A 19,958-nucleotide genomic window follows, 5' to 3' on the forward strand; every position below is an offset into this window, starting at 1 on the left:
GCTATCAGCTATCAGCTATCAGCTATCAGCTATCAGCTATCAGCTATCAGCTATCAGCTATCAGCTATCAGCTATCAAAATTATGTAGGGCGTCATTTATGGCGGCAAGTATTGATTTTAGGTGCTAGGTGCTAGGTGCTAGGCGTAAATATAAGATATCGAGTTTCTTCATTGAGTCACTGTTTATTAAGAATAAACCCCCCTTTGGCTTCAAAAGCAGCCAAAAATAAAACACCTTGCTGATTGATTTGAAAGTATCAAAAAGCCCCACGAGTGCGAGGCGTTTTTATTGTTTTGTCTAGAAAGCATACTTTGTTATTTTAACATTTTTAATTACCGCTTCATCACCGTATTTCTGAAATAGATGATACATTGCGAAAACTGTGCGTTGATGGCCGTGATTAGAAAAGTAATAGTCGCCATATTTTACAAAGCTCCATTCACCATCAGATCTTGTTTTACGATCATTACCAATTCTTTCAACTGGCATTCCTTCATGCCCCCTATTTTCATCCTCAAAGTAGCCTAGTGACTCTTGGTTTAAGTTTCCTCCATGAAGATAATTAAAAAGAGTTCCTCTATATGTAGTATTTGGTTCAAACACTTCTTCCGAGCCCGTAGCCATATTATTTGTTGTGCAGGCACCTAAAATTCTTTTTATAGGAACATCGCCATACTCGTCAACACCCGTAACATTATTATATTGACTGTATTGTACTGGGCATTCGTACTTGTTATCTGATGAGAAGCCCCACTCAATTAATGTTTTATTTGAAAAAGGCGCTGGCCTTAGTTCTTCCATATTTCGAAGCTCTGCAATGACAGTGTTTTCAGGCTCATCTCCATAAGTTTTTCTCTTATGAGTTTCCAAGAACCTATGCTCATGGGGAATCAATTTACTCTGCCTTTCTCGCTCTTCGAGTTCAGCTTTTTTCATTTCTTGCAGGGCTATCATTTCAGACTTTACATTTTCACAAAGAGTTTCCCCTACCATAATGAGAACCAACGCTGCAACGACTAACACCCATTGTTCAATTGCTAAGAAATAATCTAGTGCAAGCCCCAGAACGAATAGGCCAATTAGCAGCGAGCCTTGATGCTGATATATAAATTTTTTCATAATCACCTTTTGATTGTAAAATAAACGACACCAGTGGTGTCTCAGTTTCTGCTGTTTGACAAAGTGAGGAATAAGAGCACGGAAATGGGTTCCTTAAAATTATGCGCTATAAACATCATTTATGATGATTATGCCGTAAGTAATCAGCTCATCAAAAAATTATGTGCTTTTGAAAATTTTTAAATGAATGATGAGTAGAAATTTGGACAATTAAAAATAAACAATAAAAAGCTCACAAGTTTGAGGCTAATGTTGGCCCCTTTGGCTTCAAAAGCAGCCAAAAATAAAGCCCATTTATGCCCGACAAGAAAAAGCCCCGCGAGTGTGAAGCTTAGAATTCAAACTATGTCGTCAAATATTTAATAAAGACTCATCAAACCAAACATCAACATAATCTCCTGCGATTAAAAACCTATAACCCGGAGGTAGCGCAAGATACTTTTTGATATCAGGACACCACTCACCTAAATGAGCAACATGAAGAGGAACGAAAAAATCAGGTTCTTCAGAAAACTCTTCTCCACCCCAAATGTACCAACCTGTTGTATCTCCTTCAGGGGAGTGTCTTAGTCCATTAATAGGAATAACCCCTTGCTTGACGTTACGAGAAATCCCAACTTTCATATCTTCGGGAGATGATACAAAGTCAGCATTAAATTCATTACATACCAATCTTTGAGTTTTTGTAATTTCAGTCATTATAAATCATGCTCCTTTTACTGCGCTTCAAACACATGGGAGCAGGTTTTGCTTTTTGTCACTACCTCACCCATGCCAGCAAGCGGTTCTTTCCATTGAGCAGCTAAGCCAGTCTTGAAAACAAAATCCAAGCCACCACAGCTAGAAAAAACAAGGCCCCGCCAGAGCGAAGCTTTAGATTTAAATTGAAATCACTGATCAATCTAATGAATCTAAAAGTTCATCATATTTAAATAGTACAGATCTAAAATCATTAGGATTTACAATTTTATCTAGCTTCTCTTTTATCACAGGGATATCCTCTTCTCGGATTCCCTCTGCTAATAAGTTTAAAATAGCACACCTATCTCGATAATCTCTGGAGTCAGAATAGCAAACTAATAGGTTCCCAATTGAGTATGTTGGATCAAGTTTATATAACGCATAGTGAATTCTTAAAACAGTTCCACTCTGAAGATTCCCACCTTTTAACTTACTAATCAAAAGCTTAATAACTTTTTCATTTTTAGAATTTAGCTCAGCTAGACTAATTACACATGAATTAACGACATAATGGCTAGGGTCATCTAATAATTCGCAAATCTTTTCTAAATTATCAAGTAAATCAAATTCAGCAAGAAATTCTATACAATCAGAGCGAATAAGTTCATCGCTATATAATAATCCTCTGTTAAAAATATTTTTAATTTCTTCGGTATACTCAAAGCATGCCAATTTAGAAAATGATCTTTCTCTTATTTCACTATCATCAGATAATACACCTTTTTTAAGCTTATCAAATGATTGTGCGGTTTCATCACTAATAACTTCTATATCATCCATATAAACGTTCAGCATATTAGTCATATCATTTTACTCCAGAACTCATAGTGTCAGGTCTTGCTTTTTGCCACTACCTCGCCCATGGCATCAGAAAATAATTTAGCTTAACTCCAATGATTTTATTTAACTACTTATCGCCAATCATATGCATGAAAAATAAATGGGTAACATTATAGTTGCTAGTTTTAGGTGCTAGGTGCTAGTTTTAGGTGCTAGGTGCTAGGTGCTAGGTGCTAGGTGCTAGGTGCTAGGTACTAGGTGCTAGGTGCTAGGTGCTAGGTGCTACCAGCATAGTTTGACTTTTTATGAATGCGATAGATTTTATTCAGCGCACTTATCATCACTGACTCGTATGAAACTAAGCTCTTCCTTAATCTGCTGCTTTAGAGAATCATTGGAGACTTTTTGTATATTAGTCCTAAGCATTTCTAGCGCGTAATCACCTTCAACAAGCAAAAGAGAGCTTAATGCAGAAGATCCAACAAAGGTATTTTGATTGTTAATCAATAGCTCAATCAACATATCAACATCTTCACGTTCGCCTAATAACCCGAGCCCACTGATTGCAGAATCCTTTAAAACATTCTCATCCGAGTTAATCATTTTAATGATGTACTTACGAGCACGGCTTTTATTCACGTTAGCATCAAAGCATCTATTCTTAAGGTTTAACCTCCACGTTAGAGAAGATAAGCGAATTAAGTTGTCATTTAGTAAGTGCTTTTGACTAGTATTATTCCAAATATCATTCAAAACCGTGTTGTATATTTCTGGATTAAACCCTCGACTAGACCAACCGATTGATATTAAGTTTGCAACAGAAAATACAGCAGCCCTATAACGTGTATCCCAGTAAGAACCAAGCTCTATATTTTGCACTGAGGTATCGGCTTTCAATATCGCTTTTTCCAAATCTGATTGCCACTGCCAACTAACATCATCAGCATGCGAATGAGATGTAATCACCAGTAGAAAAGAAAGTACTAAGTAAGCTTTAAAGCTGTTCATAGAATAATAAACTCGTTTCTGAGGTATCAATCGGAGTAATAAATTCATCTTCATATTCTGGATAAAATTTATATACTTTATTCATCTATTACTCCATTAATAACAGCCTCGCGCTAAAGCACGACCTACAAGCAAGTGCTAACCTAGCTCCTATGCCATAACCACTAATACCTTTCCCCTAGTAACTTGCAACTCGCAACTAGCAACTCAAATCAACAATACTGCCCTGCTGCAAAGCCGCAGCTCCAAGCATATTGGAAGTTGTAGCCGCCTAACCAGCCGGTGACATCGGTTACTTCGCCGATGAAATAAAGGCCCGGTGACTTTTTCGCTTCGAAGGTTTTTGAGCTTAACTCGTCGGTGTCTATACCGCCAAGCGTTACTTCGGCTGTTCTATAACCCTCTGTGCCGTTAGGTTTAATTTGCCAATTATGAACGTAGTCATGTAACGCGTCGATTTGCGCATGGCTTAGCTGGTTTACATTGCAATCTGGAATAGCCTTGGTGTCGTGCAGCATTTCAACAAAACGCTTTGGTAAAATTGTCGCAAGAGTATTTTTTAGTGACTTTTGCCCTTGGCTTTGACGCCACTGCTCAAGCTGCTGTTTTAAATCAAGCTCGGGTAACAAGTTGATGTACACAGTTTGCCCTGCACGCCAAAAAGAGCTGATTTGCAAAATCGCTGGGCCCGAAAGGCCACGGTGAGTAAACAGGATGTTCTCTTTGAACTGGGTGCCATCTTCACTGCTAACCAGACAAGGAATACTGATCCCCGATAAACCTTCAAAGCGATCTTTATCGTGCTGATGCAAAGTAAATGGCACTAATGCCGCCATGGTTGGTAACACTGTTAAACCAAATTGATCTGCAATTTTATAACCAATTGGTGATGCACCGAGCTTAGGCATGGTTAACCCACCGGATGCAACAACTAACGACTCGCATTGATAGCTGTCTTGCTCGGTAATAACTTCATAACCAGCATCTGTTTTGGTCACACTGAGTACTTCGTTACGCAGCGCTATGTTAACTCCCGCCCACTCGCACTCAGTTAAAAGAATATCGACGATATCTTGTGCGCTGTTATCGCAGAATAACTGGCCCAGCGTTTTATGGTGATAAGCCAAACCGTGACGGTCCACCAGCTCAATAAAGTCATGTTGGGTATAACGGCTTAAACACGATTTTACAAAGTGAGGATTTCCACACAAGTAATTGTCTGGGCTTGCGTTTTCATTGGTGAAGTTACAACGACCACCGCCGCTGATTAATATTTTACGGCCCGGCTTTTTGCCCATATCAAGCACAGTAACATTGCGACCACGGTAGCCTGCTTGTGCAGCACACATCAAACCTGCGGCACCGGCGCCAATCACAATTACGTCTACTTGGGTCATTACTCATACTCACTAAAAAAATTTAGCTGATTATAACAAGTTATTTTCGCTGCTGTGTTAACAGTACGGTGTTTTTACAAAAAAGATAAAACCAAAAAACGAAATAAAGTAAAAACTCAAAACTAAAAATTTATAACTTTATTATGAGAAAAGTATTAAAAAACACCATAAAAAGACTGATTTAGACGTCTATACATTCGGTTATAACCAAAATAGAGACAACCATAATAAAACGATATTTTAACTAAATTTACATTTATTTTACCTTTGTCCCCCTTCGCGAGAAATACCGTGAAGATTTACATAACAATCTAGGGATCATTATGACAACTAACAACAACTTGAAGAAGTGCGCAATTGCACTGAGCTTGACTGCGTTGTTTGGAACAACAGCAGCAATGGCTACTCCAAACCAACTTATGTCGCCATCTATGCAGGAAACTGCAGCAAAATTACAAGGTCAAGAAGGCTTTGGTACGCAATTCATCATCAAATATAAAAATAACAATGATGAAATGATGACTATGTCGGCAGCAGAACAATCGCCAACTATGATGAACAAAAAAGCAAAAGGCTTTGTTAAAAACTTCACCAGTAAGAAAGGTAAAGTAAAAGCACAATATGTTCGTGCAATGGCGATGAATAATCACCACGTAATGCGTGCTGATAAAAAACTTTCTGCTCAAGAAGCACAAGAGTTCATGCAAGAGGTGCTTGCAACAGGTAATGTTGAATACATCGAAATTGACCAAATGTTAAAGCCATTTGCAACGCCTAACGACCCTCGTTATGACGACCAATGGCACTACTACGAGCAAGCAGGTGGTTTAAACCTTCCTACAGCTTGGGATACAGCAACAGGTAGCGGTGTGGTAGTTGCGGTACTTGATACAGGTTACCGTCCTCATATTGATCTAAACGCAAACATCCTTCAGGGCTATGACATGATCTCTAACGTGTCTGTAGCAAACGATGGGGGCGGTCGTGATAGCGATGCTCGCGATCCAGGTGATGCAATCAGTGCTAACGAGTGTGGTTACACACACGGTGCTCAAGACTCTAGCTGGCACGGTACGCACGTTGCCGGTACAGTTGCAGCTGTTACTAACAACGGTGAAGGTGTTGCAGGTGTTGCTTATGATGCGAAAGTAGTTCCTGTTCGTGTACTTGGTAAATGTGGTGGTTTAACATCTGATATCGCTGACGGTATTATCTGGGCTTCAGGTGGTTCAGTTTCTGGTGTACCAGCAAATGCTAACCCTGCTGATGTTATTAACATGAGTTTAGGCGGTAGCGGCTCATGTAGCTCTACAACACAAAATGCAATTAACCAAGCCCGTAACAACGGCACTGTAGTCGTTATCGCAGCAGGTAATGACAACGATAACTCTGCAAACTACAACCCAGGTAACTGTAATGGCGTAGTAAACGTTGCATCAGTAGGTCGTAACGGTGGTCGTGCATACTACTCAAACTACGGTAGCAACATTGATGTTGCAGCACCGGGTGGCGCGCAAAGCTTTGCTAATGATTCTGAAGGTGTGTTATCAACTCACAACTCAGGCTCAACAGGCCCAAGCAGCGATTCATACCACTACTCGCAAGGTACATCGATGGCAGCACCACATGTTGCGGGTGTCGCTGCGCTAATCAAGCAAGCTAAACCTTCAGCAACGCCTGATGAAATCGAAAACATTTTAAAATCAACAACCCGTTCTTTCCCAGCAACATGTACTAGCTGTGGGACAGGTATTGTGGATGCGGCAGCAGCAGTTGCAGCGGCATCAGGTACAACTCCGCCACCACCAACGGGGAATGTGTTAGAAGATGGTCAAGCACTAACAGGTTTAAGTGGCTCTGCTAGCAGCCAAACTTTCTACACAATGGAAGTACCTAGTGGAGCTACTAACGTAACTTTCACTATGAGTGGCGGTACAGGTGATGCTGACCTTTACGTTCGTGCAGGTAGCGCACCAACAACGTCAACCTATGATTGTCGTCCATACAAAGGCGGTAACAATGAAGTATGTTCTATCGATAACCCAACAGCAGGTACTTACCATGTAATGCTGAATGGTTATTCTGCCTACTCAGGTGTTAGCTTAGTGGGTGATTTAACTGTATCAGGCGGAGGTTCAGGCTCAGGTTCACCACAAGCAGGTGGCGGCACAGTGACTGATATCTCGGCAAGTGCAGGTCAGTGGAAACATTACACATTAGAAGTACCAGCAGGTATGGCAAGTTTCACAGTAACGACTTCTGGTGGCTCGGGTGATGCTGACTTATTCGTTAAGTTTGGTAGCCAACCAACGTCATCAAGCTATGACTGTCGTCCGTACAAAAACGGTAACGCAGAAACATGTACATTCAGTAACCCACAAGCAGGTACTTGGCACTTAAGCTTAAATGCATACAAGACTTTCTCTGGTGTGACATTGGATGCACAGTATCAACCTTAATAGTTGATCTCCCCAGTTCCCCCCTGGGACTTTCAGCCGGACTTACGTCCGGCTTTTTTGTATTTACTTAATTAAGCACGAATTACTATTAAAGTTTTTCTAGCACAGCTTCAGCGCGGCTCACAACAAACTCTTTATCTTGTTCAACAAAAAGCCCTGTTACTATTTGGTTTTCAACGATCATCGCGTAACGCTTTGAGCGCACACCACCAAAACCTGCCGTATCTTTATCTAAACCAAGTGCTTTAGTAAAGCTGGCATCACCATCAGCCAACATACGAATGTGCTCAGCATTGTGCGCTTCACCCCATGCTTTCATTACAAATGCATCGTTTACCGATACACAGTAAATTGCATCAACGCCTTTGGCTGTAATTTTATCAGCTAAGGTGATAAATTCAGGTAAGTGAGCATTAGAACAGGTTGGTGTAAATGCGCCAGGCACGGCAAATAACACCACTTTTTTATCTGCAAATAATGCCTCTGTTGATAAGGTTTGCATACCTTCACTAGTTAATTCGCTAAGGGTTGCTGCAGGTAAAGTTTGGCCTTGTTCGATCATCGTGATTCCTTGAAAGAAAATAAGAGTACAGAGTATATACCCAAAAAATTGAATACCGCATGATTTAAGGGCAAACAATGCAAAACATTGTTCGCCCTTTGAAGTGTTATAAACCTAAGCTGGATTTAATAGTGTGCATTTGCTCTTGTAGGCGCAGCTGAATATCACTAACCAGTGAGTTCGACTCGCTTACTTGCCCCTTCATGCTTTGCATTGATTGGCTAAAGTTTTCTAGTAAAGCATTTTGCTGCTTAGCAAGCTCCATAGCATCAAACGCTACTTTATTGGCATCTTGCGCGTTGTCAGCTACGCCTTCTGAGTTACGTTTAAGCTCTTGGGCATTTTGTGTTTGCAGCTCGGCATCATTAGCCAAAGCACTAATTTGCTCTGATACCATGGTTGAATTTTCACTTAAGCGGTTTAGCTGACTATTAATATCATCAAGTGAACCTTGTGTTTGTCTGGCAAGTTTTCGGACTTCGTCCGCTACAACCGCAAAACCTCGACCATGTTCACCGGCACGAGCCGACTCAATCGCTGCATTCAGTGCCAATAGATTTGTTTGTTCAGCAATGTTTTTGATCACCTCAATAACTTGGCCAACGTCATCAACCCCTTTTAATAGCTCTTTTAAGCTATCAAGACCTTGCTCAACGCGCTCTTCAGTGCGAGAGCTTGCGGTTAACATGCTGTCGGCAAAGCCTAGGCTCTGCTCCATCGCACCAAAAGTTTGTTTGGCGTTATCAGCAACTTGACCATTAATATTATTGACCTGCTCACCAATGTGTTGAATATCAGAAAGTAAACCTTGGTTTTGTTCAACCTGAGAATGACTGGCATCTGTTTGCTGAGCAATGGTATGTAAGTGCTCGCTCATCTCTAGCATAAAGTCATTAATAACCTTCAGCATTTGTGCTCGTTCTTCTGCCTCACCACGCTGACGCTCAATCAGTTGATTAAAGTAATGGGCAATTTCACCTATTTCGGTTTTCGGGTTTTTACTCTCGATGTTTTTAAGCTCATTACTTTCAATTAAGAAAGCAAAACCATCACGTAATTGGCGCAATGGGTTAAGCACTTGGTTACGCTGTACAAAGTAAACCCCCCCCGCTAAAACCACCAGCATGCTAATGGCCACACAGAACACGATAAACACTTGTTGCTTAAGATTACTTTGTTCATCTTTTAACTGTTGCTCAGCACCAAGCACCGTCGCAGATAGGGCTTCAATCTGTTCTCGAAGTGCTTGCATGCCAGTTTGACGTTGCTCAGCTTGCTCAAGAGTGGATGCTAAATCACGTGGGAAACGTTTAGGCCAGCTACTTAGTTCAGCTTTAATATCACCGGCTAAGTCTTCAGCTTCTTCACCAAAAAACAAAGCGTCTTCATCCACTTCGCTCATAACACCTAGGTTTTCAAGTCTATCGATTTTAGCAGCAAGGTCATTTAGGTTTTCAACACTTTGATTGAGGCTATTTTTAGTGTCTTGATCATAGTTAAGCACTAACTTGTATGTATACAAAGCGAGTGATGTAACTTCGCTGTAGTAGTCAGCAGCAAGTTGATAATACTCAAGTGCAAGCACTGTTTGCGGCTCGGCTTTGCTTGCATAGCCAATTAACGATGAGGCCGAACCTGCCATTTGCCTTAACGAGTTATCGAGCAGCGCCATTTCGTTACCCGATAGCTTACCTAAAGCACGATACTTACCATTAATGTCTTTATCGAGCGCCGTCAGTTGGCTATTTAGTTGGCCCGCCAAGTCATTAGGTAGCTCAGTTAAATGCTGCTTTTTAACATCGCTTATTAGCGTTGAGGCTTTATTTAAGTGTTGGCTGTCACCTTGCTCTAAATAATCATCAAGGTAACTTTTTAAATCAATAATGATGGTGTTTTTAAGCTTATTATAAGCGTTATCTTGCTGCTCTAAACCGAGTAAAGTTTGACTAGCCCAGAACAGGGTTGCTGCCAGTAAAATACTAGCGAGAGTGAGTAAAACGGCCAATAGCCGAGTAAATGATGACACGCGCATAAACGATATTCCCAAGTAGCGTTACGCGCGTAGAATATTAACCTTTTATGACAATTTGATGTAAACCGTAAAAAATAACAGGTAAAAACGAATCAAACTAAGCTAAAAGGGTTACATAAATACCAATTCGCTTAATTAAGGGGTCTATTTTGAGGCAATAAAACCTCGTCGATAACAAGGCAAAAATTTCGTTATTAAGTTGCTCTTAATGAAAAATTTTTAACGCTGGTAGCGGTAGGTTTAATCCCTCAAAATGATTAAGTATTATTGCGGATTAATGGTATTAAACCATTGCTGCCTTCACATACACATCAAAGCGGTTCTTTTTAGTTTTGATTTGCATACTCGGGGTTTTATCATTTAGAAATGGGGCGTAATCTGGGCGCTTTACGACTACTCGTTTACTAGCAAGCGGATAAGCAAAATCAAGAAGATCATCGGCATCGTTATCTCCGCCCACAAGCTCTTGGAATACTCGCATTTCTTTTTTAACAAGGGCTGACTTTTCACGATGAGGAAACATAGGATCTAAGTACACAACATCTGGTGTATCGCTGCACTGCGCCAGTAAAGTATGGCTTGAGCCAAACACTAGGCTCATGTTTTCTTTCATCCAAGGACCAATTTCAGCATCGTTATAGGCGCGTTCTAGACCATCAAATAAAAGCGCAGCAACAACAGGGTGGCGTTCATGCAAAATCACCTTACAACCTAGCGATGCCAGTACAAAGCCGTCGCGGCCAAGCCCCGCAGTGGCGTCAAGCACCACTGGCGTGGCACCTTTGTTTAACCCTACAGCCTTTGCAATTGCTTGCCCTTTACCACCACCAAACTTACGGCGATGGGCGGCAGCACCGGTTACAAAATCAACATGGATAGCACCAAGTTTTGGCTCGTCCTTTTTCTTTAAGCTGAGACCCTGATCGTCATAATGAAGCGAAAAGCCAACATTCTGCTCAGCCCACTTAGCCAAACCAAAACGCTGTTCGATGGCATCTAAATAAGGACGCATTTCTTTAAAAGGACAATGAATTACCACGCAAAACTCCGAGCTAAATTATTCGGCGCCAGTATAGCATGGCTTAAAATAGCTCGATATCCGTTTGTGAAGTGACATCTTCGGTCTCACTCGGTTCAGCCATTTTTTGTAAGCTAGCTAAAAGTTCACTACGCGATTCGATAATATGCTTTAGCTGATACTTTATAAACGCTAAGTCTTCATTGAGCGAGGTAAACTGCAATTGAGTTTGTTTTAATTGTTGTAGGTGAAATGCGACTTCTTCACTACTTGATAAACCACTTTGTTCAATTGACTTATTTAGCTCATCTAGTTGGGCGGCAAACTTTTCAACAGCACGTTCGCGCGAGTCACTGTTTTGGTACATTTGATCAGATAACTCATTAAACGAGTTACCTATTTGCTGCGCTTGAGTCAGTGCCCGCTCGTTGTTTTCCATGTCTTGTACTTTAGCGTTAGTAACTTCAAGAATATGCGGAAATAAATCTTTATAACGGCCATAAAGCTGGGCATCATCAAGTGGCATGTTTTTGACCAGCATCGACACTTTAGGGTAATTAATAATTGTGCGATGGCTAAAGTCAACAAAGCGATTTGCATCACGGTGTTTTTCGAGTAGCTCTTGCTCTAGTGGACACACTCCGCCCTCAGCGCTACAAAATACGCCAATATCTTGATACCAAAACGCCAGCACTACATCGAGCTCCATCGGATTAAAAAACTCAAACATATGCTCAGATAACGCTTTGATATCGTGTGCATGATAGCTCTGCCCAACGTAGCGCATTATACGACCCATATCGCCTGAATCTGTCATCGCGATTTCGGCAGTGATTTGCGCTCGCTCTACATCACTTTTAAGCTTTTTAGAGTGCTGACGATATTGATATAACACGCGAATACGTGCCATGAGCTCTTCAGCATTAAATGGTTTTACAATGTAATCAGCTGCACCTGCGTTATAACCTTTTACACGGTCAGGTAAATCAGCTTTACCCGACAAAAACATCACAGGCGTATCTTTTGTTTGCGGGTTGGCTTTTAATTCGTTACATACCTCAAAGCCCGTTTTACCCGGCATTTCGATATCAAGTAAGATGATGTCAGGGCTGTACTTTAACGCCTGTCTTAATCCTTCGTCGCCATTTTTAGCATGGATCAGTGTGCAAAAGCCCGATAGCGATTCCTCAATCACATGATGGATGTATTTATCATCATCAATGGCTAATACCAGTTTTGACATGCTTAATTCCTATAAACTCTTTTTTAAGAAGAATAGTACGAGAGCGTAATTTTGCGAAGAAATATTAATAAAAAAAGCGCCTTACGGCGCTTTAAATCAACAAAAATTATTATGCAGCAATGCCGCTATGTCTCAGTAGTGCATCGACTTGCGGTTCGCGTCCTCGGAACTTTTTAAATAACTCCATAGGCTCTTCACTACCCCCTTTCTCTAAAATGTTCTTTAAGAAAGCTTCGCCCGTTGCAGGGTTAAAGATACCTTCTTCTTCAAACTTAGAAAACGCATCAGCCGAGAGCACTTCAGCCCACTTATAAGAGTAATAACCTGCGCTATAACCACCCGCAAAAATATGGCTAAAGCCATGCTGAAAACGGTTAAACGCTGGCGCTTTAACAACAGCAGTTTTACTGCGCACCTCGTCAAGTGTTGCTTGAATATTACATGGCTCACCCGCTTTGTAAGTATGGTGAATAGTAAAGTCAAACAACGAGAACTCTAGCTGACGCAGCATTTGCATACCTGATTGGAAGTTCTTCGCCGCAAGGAGTTTATCTAATAACTCTTTTGGTAATGGCTCACCTGTTTCATAGTGACCCGAAATAAAGCTCAGCGCTTCTTCTTCGTAACACCAGTTTTCAAGGAACTGACTTGGTAACTCAACCGCATCCCATGCAACACCGTTAATACCTGCAACCGGCGCAGCATCAACTTGCGTCAACATATGGTGAATACCATGACCAAACTCATGGAATAGAGTTGTCACTTCATTATGAGTAAACAAGGCAGGCTTATCACCCACTGCTTTATTAAAGTTACACACTAAGTAGGCAACAGGGGTTTGTAATTCGCCGTTAGCACGTACTTTACGACCCATGCAGTCATCCATCCACGCACCTCCGCGTTTGCGATCGCGGGCGTATAAATCAAGATAAAAGCGACCACGTAAGGTATTGCTGCTATCGTAAATTTCGAAGAAACGTACATCAGGGTGATAAGTATCAAACTCTGTTACTTCTTTAACACTAATGCCAAATAAACGATTTACTGTAGTGAATAAGCCACTTAATACTTTATTGGCTGGGAAATATGGGCGCAGTACTTCATCAGAAATCGCATACTTCTCTTGCTTAAGTTTTTCGCCATAATAAGCGTAGTCCCATGCAGCAAGTTCCGTCACACCGTGCTTGTCTTTTGCATAAGCTGTTAGCTCAGCAAGCTCTTGCTCAGCTTGCGGTTTAGACTTAGCAGCTAAATCTTCTAAGAATGAGAAAACTTGCTCAGGCGTTTCTGCCATTTTAGTTGCCAGTGACATGTCAGCGTAGCTGCTAAAGCCAAGTAACTCGGCAAGCTCATGACGCAGTGCAAGCTCTTCGCTCATAATGGCAGAGTTATCAAATTCACCAGCATTAGGGCCTTGATCAGAGGCACGGGTCACAAACGCAGTGTAAAACTCTTCACGTAACTCGCGGTTATCTGCGTAGGTCATAATAGGTAAGTAAGATGGAAAGTCTAAAGTAAACACCCAACCTTCTAGCTCTTTACTTTGTGCGGTATCAGCACCAAGTGCTAAAGCAGACTCAGGTAAGCCAGCCAGTTCACTTTCATCAGTAATGTGTTTTTGCCAAGCAAGTGTAGCATCCATAACATTGTTACCAAACTTAGAAGCCAGCTCCGATAAACGCGCACTGATTTCGCCATAACGTTTTTGTTGTTCAGGTTTTAAAGCAATCCCTGACAGCTCAAAATCACGTAATGCATTAGTAATGGTTTTTTGTTGGGCAATCGTTAATGATTTAAATTCATCGCTATTATGAAGTGTGTTGTAAGCATCGTACAAACCTTGGTGCTGACCAACAAACGTTGAATACTCAGATAACAATGGCAAACATTGCTCATAGGCTTCACGTAACTCATCACTGTTAACGACTGAGTTCATGTGTGATACCGGTGAAAATAGGCGTGATAACTTGTCATCAGCTTCCTCAAGCGGAAGTACTAAATCATTCCATGTGTATGATTTGGTTGCCAGTACCTCATCGATTTTAGCGCGGCACTCAGCAATTGCCGCTTTTACTGCTGGCACTACGTGTACAGGTTCAATTTTAGAAAACGGCGGAAGCCCTTCTAAACCAATGAGTGGGTTATTTTCTGCAATTGTCATTTTTGTTCTCAAATTTTATGCGAAGATGATTTTGAAGTTGGGGCGAATTGATGAAATACAAGGGGCTTAACCTTGGTCTTTATTATGCTATTATCAAGTTATTACTAAATCGATTAATTAATAAAAAATTATCTATTTTTGAGGACAAACTATGGCTCAGCATTTTGATTACATTGCAATTGGTGGTGGTAGTGGCGGTATTGCCTCTGCAAACCGTGCAGCAATGCGTGGCGCAAAAGTCGCTCTTATTGAAGCAAAACACATGGGTGGCACTTGTGTAAATGTCGGTTGTGTTCCAAAGAAAGTTATGTGGCACGGCGCACAAATCGCTGAAGCTATTAACGCATATGCACCTGATTACGGCTTTGATGTTGAGTTAAAAGGTTTTAGCTGGGCTAAATTAGTTGAAAGCCGCGAAGCTTACATTGGTCGTATTCACCAAGGTTACAACAAGTACTTATCTAGCAATGGTGTGACTGTGATCAATGGCTTTGCTAAGTTTGTTGATAACAAAACAGTTGAAGTTGACGGTGAACTTTACACCGCAGATCATATCCTTGTTGCTGTTGGTGGTCGTCCTACTATTCCTAACATCCCTGGCGCTGAGCTTGGTATTGATTCAAACGGCTTCTTCGAGCTAGACGCACAACCTAAACGTGTTGCTGTGGTTGGTGCAGGTTACATTGCCGTTGAAATCGCTGGTGTACTTCATAGCCTTGGCACAGAAACCCACCTGTTTGTTCGTAAAAACAAACCGCTACGTACTTTTGACCCGTACATTATTGATACGCTTGTCGATATTATGGCTAAAGAAGGCCCTACGCTTCACACTGATTGCACTCCAAAAGAAGTAGTTAAAGAAAGCGATGGTAGCTTAACAATTCACTTTGAAAATGGTCACAGCCAAAACGTTGATGAAGTTATTTGGGCAATTGGCCGTACACCAACAACTGACAAGATCAACCTTGCGGCAGCAGGTGTTGAAGTGAACGAAAGCGGTTACGTAAAAGTAGACGAATTCCAAAACACCACCGCTGAAAACGTCTATGCAGTAGGTGATATCATCGAAAACGGTATTGAACTTACGCCAGTAGCCGTTAAAGCAGGTCGTATTTTATCAGAGCGCTTATTTAATAAAGAATTACCTGATGATTTAAAAATGGACTACGAGCTAGTACCGACTGTGGTATTCAGCCACCCGCCTATTGGCACGATTGGTTTAACAGAACAAGAAGCGATTTCGCAATATGGTGCTGAAAACGTAAAGGTTTATAAATCAAGCTTTGCAGCAATGTACACAGCGGTTACTCAGCACCGCCAAGCTTGTAACATGATGCTGGTGTGTGCTGGAGAAGACGAAAAAGTTGTTGGCTTACACGGCATTGGCTTCACAGTTGATGAAATGATCCAAGGTTTTGCGGTTGCCATGAAAATGGGCGCAACAAAAGCAGACTTTGATGCTGTTGTGGCTATTCACCCAACAGGCTCAGAAGAGTTTGTGACGATGAGATAAGATTAGCTTTAAGCTAAATTAAAACCTTGTGGTACTGCCACAAGGTTTTTTTATGCCTATGATTACAAAGTGATGATGAGTTGTTAAACTCAGTTAAAAGAATAAGAACGTAAACTACTTTGCAATCAATCACTTTATTCCCTGTACACCTTGTACAGAGTATCTTTCTGTTCCAAATGTTATTTGGTGCATTATTAATTAATAGCCAAAAACAAAGTCGTTCCTTGGTGCTGCTATTTGTATTTCAAGGCTGTGTATGCGCCTTTAACCTGTTAGAAGGGTTAGGCCTTTCTGATTACTTAATCACACCGGCATTTACATTACTGTATGGGCCTATGATTTACTTTTTTACCTTGTCGATTACAGGTAAGCAGCCCTTTATAACATCACACTACGCGGTTCACTTAATTCCTGCGGCTATTTCCTTGGCCTTTACCCACTACACGCAGGAGATCATTTTACTCGGTTCGCTCAGTCAACTTGGCTACTTCTACTTTGCTTATGGCACTTTAAAGGGCTACCACAAACAACTTATGCATGCGCGCTCAGATGCTGAGAGCCTTAAATTAAAGTGGCTGATCAAAGCATTATTTATTTTTGCCATTATTGTCGTATTCGATTTGCTGCGTATGAATGTGCAACCAATCACGCCGCTCGATTTAAAGATGCACTGGTATTTATTAAACGAAATACTGTTACTGCTAATGTTTAGCTTTTTGTTGTTTCACACCATCAAAAATAGCTTTCAATTCGAGCCAGTCACATTGCCTGAAGAACCCGAAGCTGAACAAGCTGATTCGTCTGACGAGCAACTTGCGCAGCAAATTTTCTCAACTATTGATAGCTTGATTATTAACGAATCGCTTTATCGACAACCTAGGTTGTCATTAAACGACTTAGCAAATCAAACTGGGCTCGGTAGTAAAGAAATATCTTGGGCTATTAACAGCACAACGGGGAACAACTTTTGTGAGTACATCAACCAGCATAGAGTGAATGATGTTAAACGCGAAATAGAGCAAGACTCATCTCAAAAACTCAGCCTGATAGAGCTGGCATTTCAAGCTGGCTTTAATTCTAAATCGACTTTTAATGCGGTGTTTAAAAAAGAAACGGGATTAACGCCGAGTCAATTTAAGAAGCAAGCACTAAAAACCTGCTCATAAAACAGACAAAAAACGTCCTAAATCCTGTTTTAGGACGCTTTTTTACAGCCCTAACGCTAATTTAAACAAAAAACAGCTTTGAGACTCCAGATGTACAAGTCCTATTTTTTACTACTAGTATTGTGCCTATTAATAAACTTTTCGGGTTCTGCGTTAGCAACGAATCATTCTTTAGAGGTAACAAATCAAGCCTTAAAAGTGCAACCAAGTCGCGTTGGTGCAAGCGACCCAATCGCTTACTTTCAATCGAAAACAGCAGCAATAGAATTTGCTAAACAACAAAACTGGGCTCTGGTGAATAAACTCACAAAAAAGCTCATTAATGAATATCAAAATGATGGCGATAATTGGTACTTACTTGGCCTCAGTTACTTTCAATTGGCCGATTATCAAAATGCCAGCGATGCTTTGCAACGCGCACTTGCAATTGGGACTAGCTTAAAAGGCATTCCTAATGGGGCCAGTAACCCTAACGATTTAATGGTGAAAATTGCAGAGGCATATGCAGAGCTTAACAACCAACAGCAAGCAGAATATTGGCTTAAAAAAGCACTGGCAGCAAGATGGGATGACCGCCCAACACTTGCTGGCACCAGCTTATTTAAATCTGGTACTAATCCTCACTTTGAACGCTTTGCGCAATCAGCCAGTTACAAATCACTTGCAGGTAATGATTTAGATACTGAGCTCAATCGAGATCAAAAATGGCGCGCCGATTTAGCATTTTTAGTTGCAGAGATTAAACGTTTACACGTGGCAATGTATCAAAACATGAGCTCACAACAGTTTGCAGAAAAAGTAGCTGAGATTGATAAATCGATTCCTGATCTGACTGATCAGCAAATTGTTTTTCAGTTTATGGAGCTAATTGCGTTACTTGGCAATGGTCATAATCTATTGATCCCAGCATGGGGTGAAAAAGGCAACTTTCAGCAACTACCATTTCAGTTTTATCAATTTAGTGACGGCTTATACATCACCAAAGCAAGTAGCGATTACCAGCAATATGTTGGCCATAAAGTTGAGGCATTTGCCGATACACCAGCCCAGCAAGCTCTTGAGTTAACTAAACGTGTTAATGCTCGCGATAATGAAATGCAAACCCTTTGGCTGGGACCATATTATTTAAGTTTGCTTGATGTACTAAACGGGCTTGGCATTAGCAAAGGTAACGAGGTAACGCTCACGCTCAGCTCGCCAAAAGGCGCTCTCACCACAGTTACACCAGCGCTCAAGCCAATGCAATTTGCAGGTTTTCCTAAGTTACCAAAACTTGCTGAACACCCTACGCTTAGATACTTAGCGAAAAACAACAAACCGTTTTGGAGCGAACAAATAAAAGCGAATAAATTACTGTATGTACAATTCAATGATGTACGTAATAGCAAAGATCTCACCCTTGCTGAATTTGCTATGCAGCTACAAGCACAAATCAAACACGATGACATTGAGCATATGGTGATAGACCTTCGCCATAACAGTGGTGGTAATGGCTCGCTCACCCCACCTTTGGTAGCAACGGCCGCATTTTTTAAAGTATTAAAGCCACAAGGAAAGTTATTTATATTAATTGGCCGAAATACATTTTCGGCAGGCCATGATCTAGCAGTTAAGATTACCAATATAGTGCCAGCAATTTTTGTAGGTGAACCATCAGGCACCCGCCCTAACGTGGCAGGTGAAGCAGGCTGGTTTAACCTACCATACAGTAAACAAACAGGCCTTATTTCGAGCCAGTTCCACCAGCAAAGCCGAGCTGAAGACCATCGTATTTGGTTAGCGCCCGATATGCCAATTACGCTTTCTGCAAAAGACTACTTTGCAGGTGTAGACCCAGTAATGGATGCTATTTTAACCATAACCAAGCAATAAACAGTGCTGGCACAAACCTTGTAACTGTTAATAAAGTAACCAGTTATAGCAACAATTTGCCCTTGTTTACTGTGTAATTAAGCAACTTTTACGCAGTACTCAAGGCATTTTTACAAGGAGGCACTGTGTCTAAGTCTGCAATTTTATACCGCATGGTGACCGATGAGCATATTTGCCCGTTCGGTTTAAAATCAAAAGATTTATTAGAGCGACATGGTTACGATGTTGACGATCGTCACTTAACCAGCCGTGAGCAAACTGACGCATTCAAACAGCAGCATGATGTAAAAACCACACCACAAACCTTTATCAATGATAAACGCATTGGTGGTTACGATGATTTGCGCGACTTTTTTAATCTACCTAAGGCTGGCCAACAGGGCACCAGTTACACGCCTGTATTAGCCATTTTTGCGGTCGCTATGCTACTCAGCTGCGGTTTTACTTATGCCAGCGGTGAGGCTTTATTCTCTTTGCAAAACCTGATGCTGTTCGTTGCAGTATCAATGGCGGTATTAGCGATACAAAAGCTACAAGACTTATACAGCTTTTCTAACTCATTTATTACCTATGACTTACTAGCGATGCGTATTGTGCCCTACGCTTATGTATACCCGTTTATTGAGGCGTATGTAGCGATAGGTATGGTAGCTGAATTACCTGCCTTAGCTGTTGCCCCATTTTCATTATTTATTGGTAGTATAGGTGCAGTATCGGTTATTAAGGCTGTGTATATCGATAAACGAGATCTGAAATGCGCCTGTGTTGGTGGCGACAGTAATGTGCCGCTCGGCTTTATCTCACTGAGTGAGAACTTATTTATGATAGCCGCAGGTATATGGATGCTAGTAAGCTAATACAAAAACGCGAGGGATTACCCTCGCGT

Annotated in this window: 15 protein-coding genes; 5 read left to right on the plus strand and 10 right to left on the minus strand. The window is 41.2% G+C overall.

From position 1 onward, the window contains the following. Positions 1-298: 298 nt before the first annotated feature. The 5 genes from HCZ11_RS13870 to HCZ11_RS13890 all read right to left on the minus strand — a co-directional run bounded on the left by HCZ11_RS13870 (position 299) and on the right by HCZ11_RS13890 (position 5,046). Positions 299-1,120, minus strand: coding sequence for a hypothetical protein (locus HCZ11_RS13870; RefSeq protein ID WP_167658696.1), 822 nt, complete (start codon positions 1,118-1,120; stop codon positions 299-301). A gap of 351 nt (positions 1,121-1,471) precedes the next feature. Continuing rightward, positions 1,472-1,819 carry a hypothetical protein gene (locus HCZ11_RS13875; RefSeq protein ID WP_055021399.1) on the minus strand — a complete coding sequence of 116 codons (348 nt, stop codon included), beginning with the start codon at positions 1,817-1,819 and terminating at the stop codon, positions 1,472-1,474. Positions 1,820-2,017: 198 nt separating this feature from the next. Beyond that, positions 2,018-2,665 carry a hypothetical protein gene (locus HCZ11_RS13880; protein WP_167658697.1) on the minus strand — a complete coding sequence of 216 codons (648 nt, stop codon included), beginning with the start codon at positions 2,663-2,665 and terminating at the stop codon, positions 2,018-2,020. Between the two features lie 297 nt (positions 2,666-2,962). Continuing rightward, a complete protein-coding gene (locus tag HCZ11_RS13885; protein WP_167658698.1) occupies positions 2,963-3,649 on the minus strand; it encodes a hypothetical protein in 687 nt (228 codons plus the stop codon). Between the two features lie 212 nt (positions 3,650-3,861). Then, positions 3,862-5,046: an NAD(P)/FAD-dependent oxidoreductase gene (locus HCZ11_RS13890; RefSeq protein WP_167658699.1), complete on the minus strand. Its 1,185-nt coding sequence runs from the start codon at positions 5,044-5,046 to the stop codon at positions 3,862-3,864. Between the two features lie 323 nt (positions 5,047-5,369). On the opposite strand from HCZ11_RS13890, the gene HCZ11_RS13895 reads away from it, so the two are divergent. Then, a complete protein-coding gene (locus HCZ11_RS13895) occupies positions 5,370-7,505 on the plus strand; it encodes a S8 family peptidase (protein ID WP_167658700.1) in 2,136 nt (711 codons plus the stop codon). 88 nt (positions 7,506-7,593) lie between these two features. Here HCZ11_RS13895 and HCZ11_RS13900 read toward each other — a convergent pair whose 3' ends face one another. The 5 genes from HCZ11_RS13900 to prlC form a co-directional block, all read right to left on the minus strand. Continuing rightward, positions 7,594-8,067 carry a peroxiredoxin gene (locus tag HCZ11_RS13900; RefSeq protein ID WP_167658701.1) on the minus strand — a complete coding sequence of 158 codons (474 nt, stop codon included), beginning with the start codon at positions 8,065-8,067 and terminating at the stop codon, positions 7,594-7,596. A 106-nt stretch (positions 8,068-8,173) separates the two neighbouring features. After that, on the minus strand, positions 8,174-10,099 hold the full coding sequence (locus tag HCZ11_RS13905; protein ID WP_167658702.1) for a methyl-accepting chemotaxis protein: 1,926 nt from the start codon (positions 10,097-10,099) through the stop codon (positions 8,174-8,176). Positions 10,100-10,382: 283 nt separating this feature from the next. Beyond that, entirely contained in the window at positions 10,383-11,138 is a 756-nt protein-coding gene (locus HCZ11_RS13910; RefSeq protein ID WP_167658703.1) for a class I SAM-dependent methyltransferase, read from the minus strand. Positions 11,139-11,181: 43 nt separating this feature from the next. Further along, positions 11,182-12,360, minus strand: coding sequence for a two-component system response regulator (locus tag HCZ11_RS13915; protein ID WP_167658704.1), 1,179 nt, complete (start codon positions 12,358-12,360; stop codon positions 11,182-11,184). 109 nt (positions 12,361-12,469) lie between these two features. Next, the gene (gene prlC, locus HCZ11_RS13920) at positions 12,470-14,521 is read right to left on the minus strand and encodes an oligopeptidase A (RefSeq protein ID WP_167658705.1); all 2,052 of its coding nucleotides are present in this window, start codon (positions 14,519-14,521) and stop codon (positions 12,470-12,472) included. Positions 14,522-14,672: 151 nt separating this feature from the next. Here prlC and gorA point away from each other — a divergent pair, with 151 nt between their 5' ends. From gorA to HCZ11_RS13940, 4 genes are all read left to right on the plus strand, one after another. After that, entirely contained in the window at positions 14,673-16,034 is a 1,362-nt protein-coding gene (gorA, locus tag HCZ11_RS13925) for a glutathione-disulfide reductase (RefSeq protein WP_167658706.1), read from the plus strand. 119 nt (positions 16,035-16,153) lie between these two features. Continuing rightward, a complete protein-coding gene (locus HCZ11_RS13930) occupies positions 16,154-17,200 on the plus strand; it encodes an AraC family transcriptional regulator (RefSeq protein WP_167658707.1) in 1,047 nt (348 codons plus the stop codon). 198 nt (positions 17,201-17,398) lie between these two features. After that, positions 17,399-19,072 (plus strand): hypothetical protein, encoded by a 1,674-nt coding sequence (locus HCZ11_RS13935; RefSeq protein WP_167658708.1) that lies wholly within the window; start codon positions 17,399-17,401, stop codon positions 19,070-19,072. Between the two features lie 125 nt (positions 19,073-19,197). Then, positions 19,198-19,929 carry a glutaredoxin family protein gene (locus HCZ11_RS13940; RefSeq protein ID WP_167658709.1) on the plus strand — a complete coding sequence of 244 codons (732 nt, stop codon included), beginning with the start codon at positions 19,198-19,200 and terminating at the stop codon, positions 19,927-19,929. The last annotated feature ends 29 nt before the right edge of the window (positions 19,930-19,958 follow it).

The sequence above is a fragment of the Pseudoalteromonas sp. HF66 genome, assembly GCF_011806445.1.
Taxonomy (GTDB): Bacteria; Pseudomonadota; Gammaproteobacteria; order Enterobacterales; family Alteromonadaceae; genus Pseudoalteromonas; species Pseudoalteromonas apostichopi.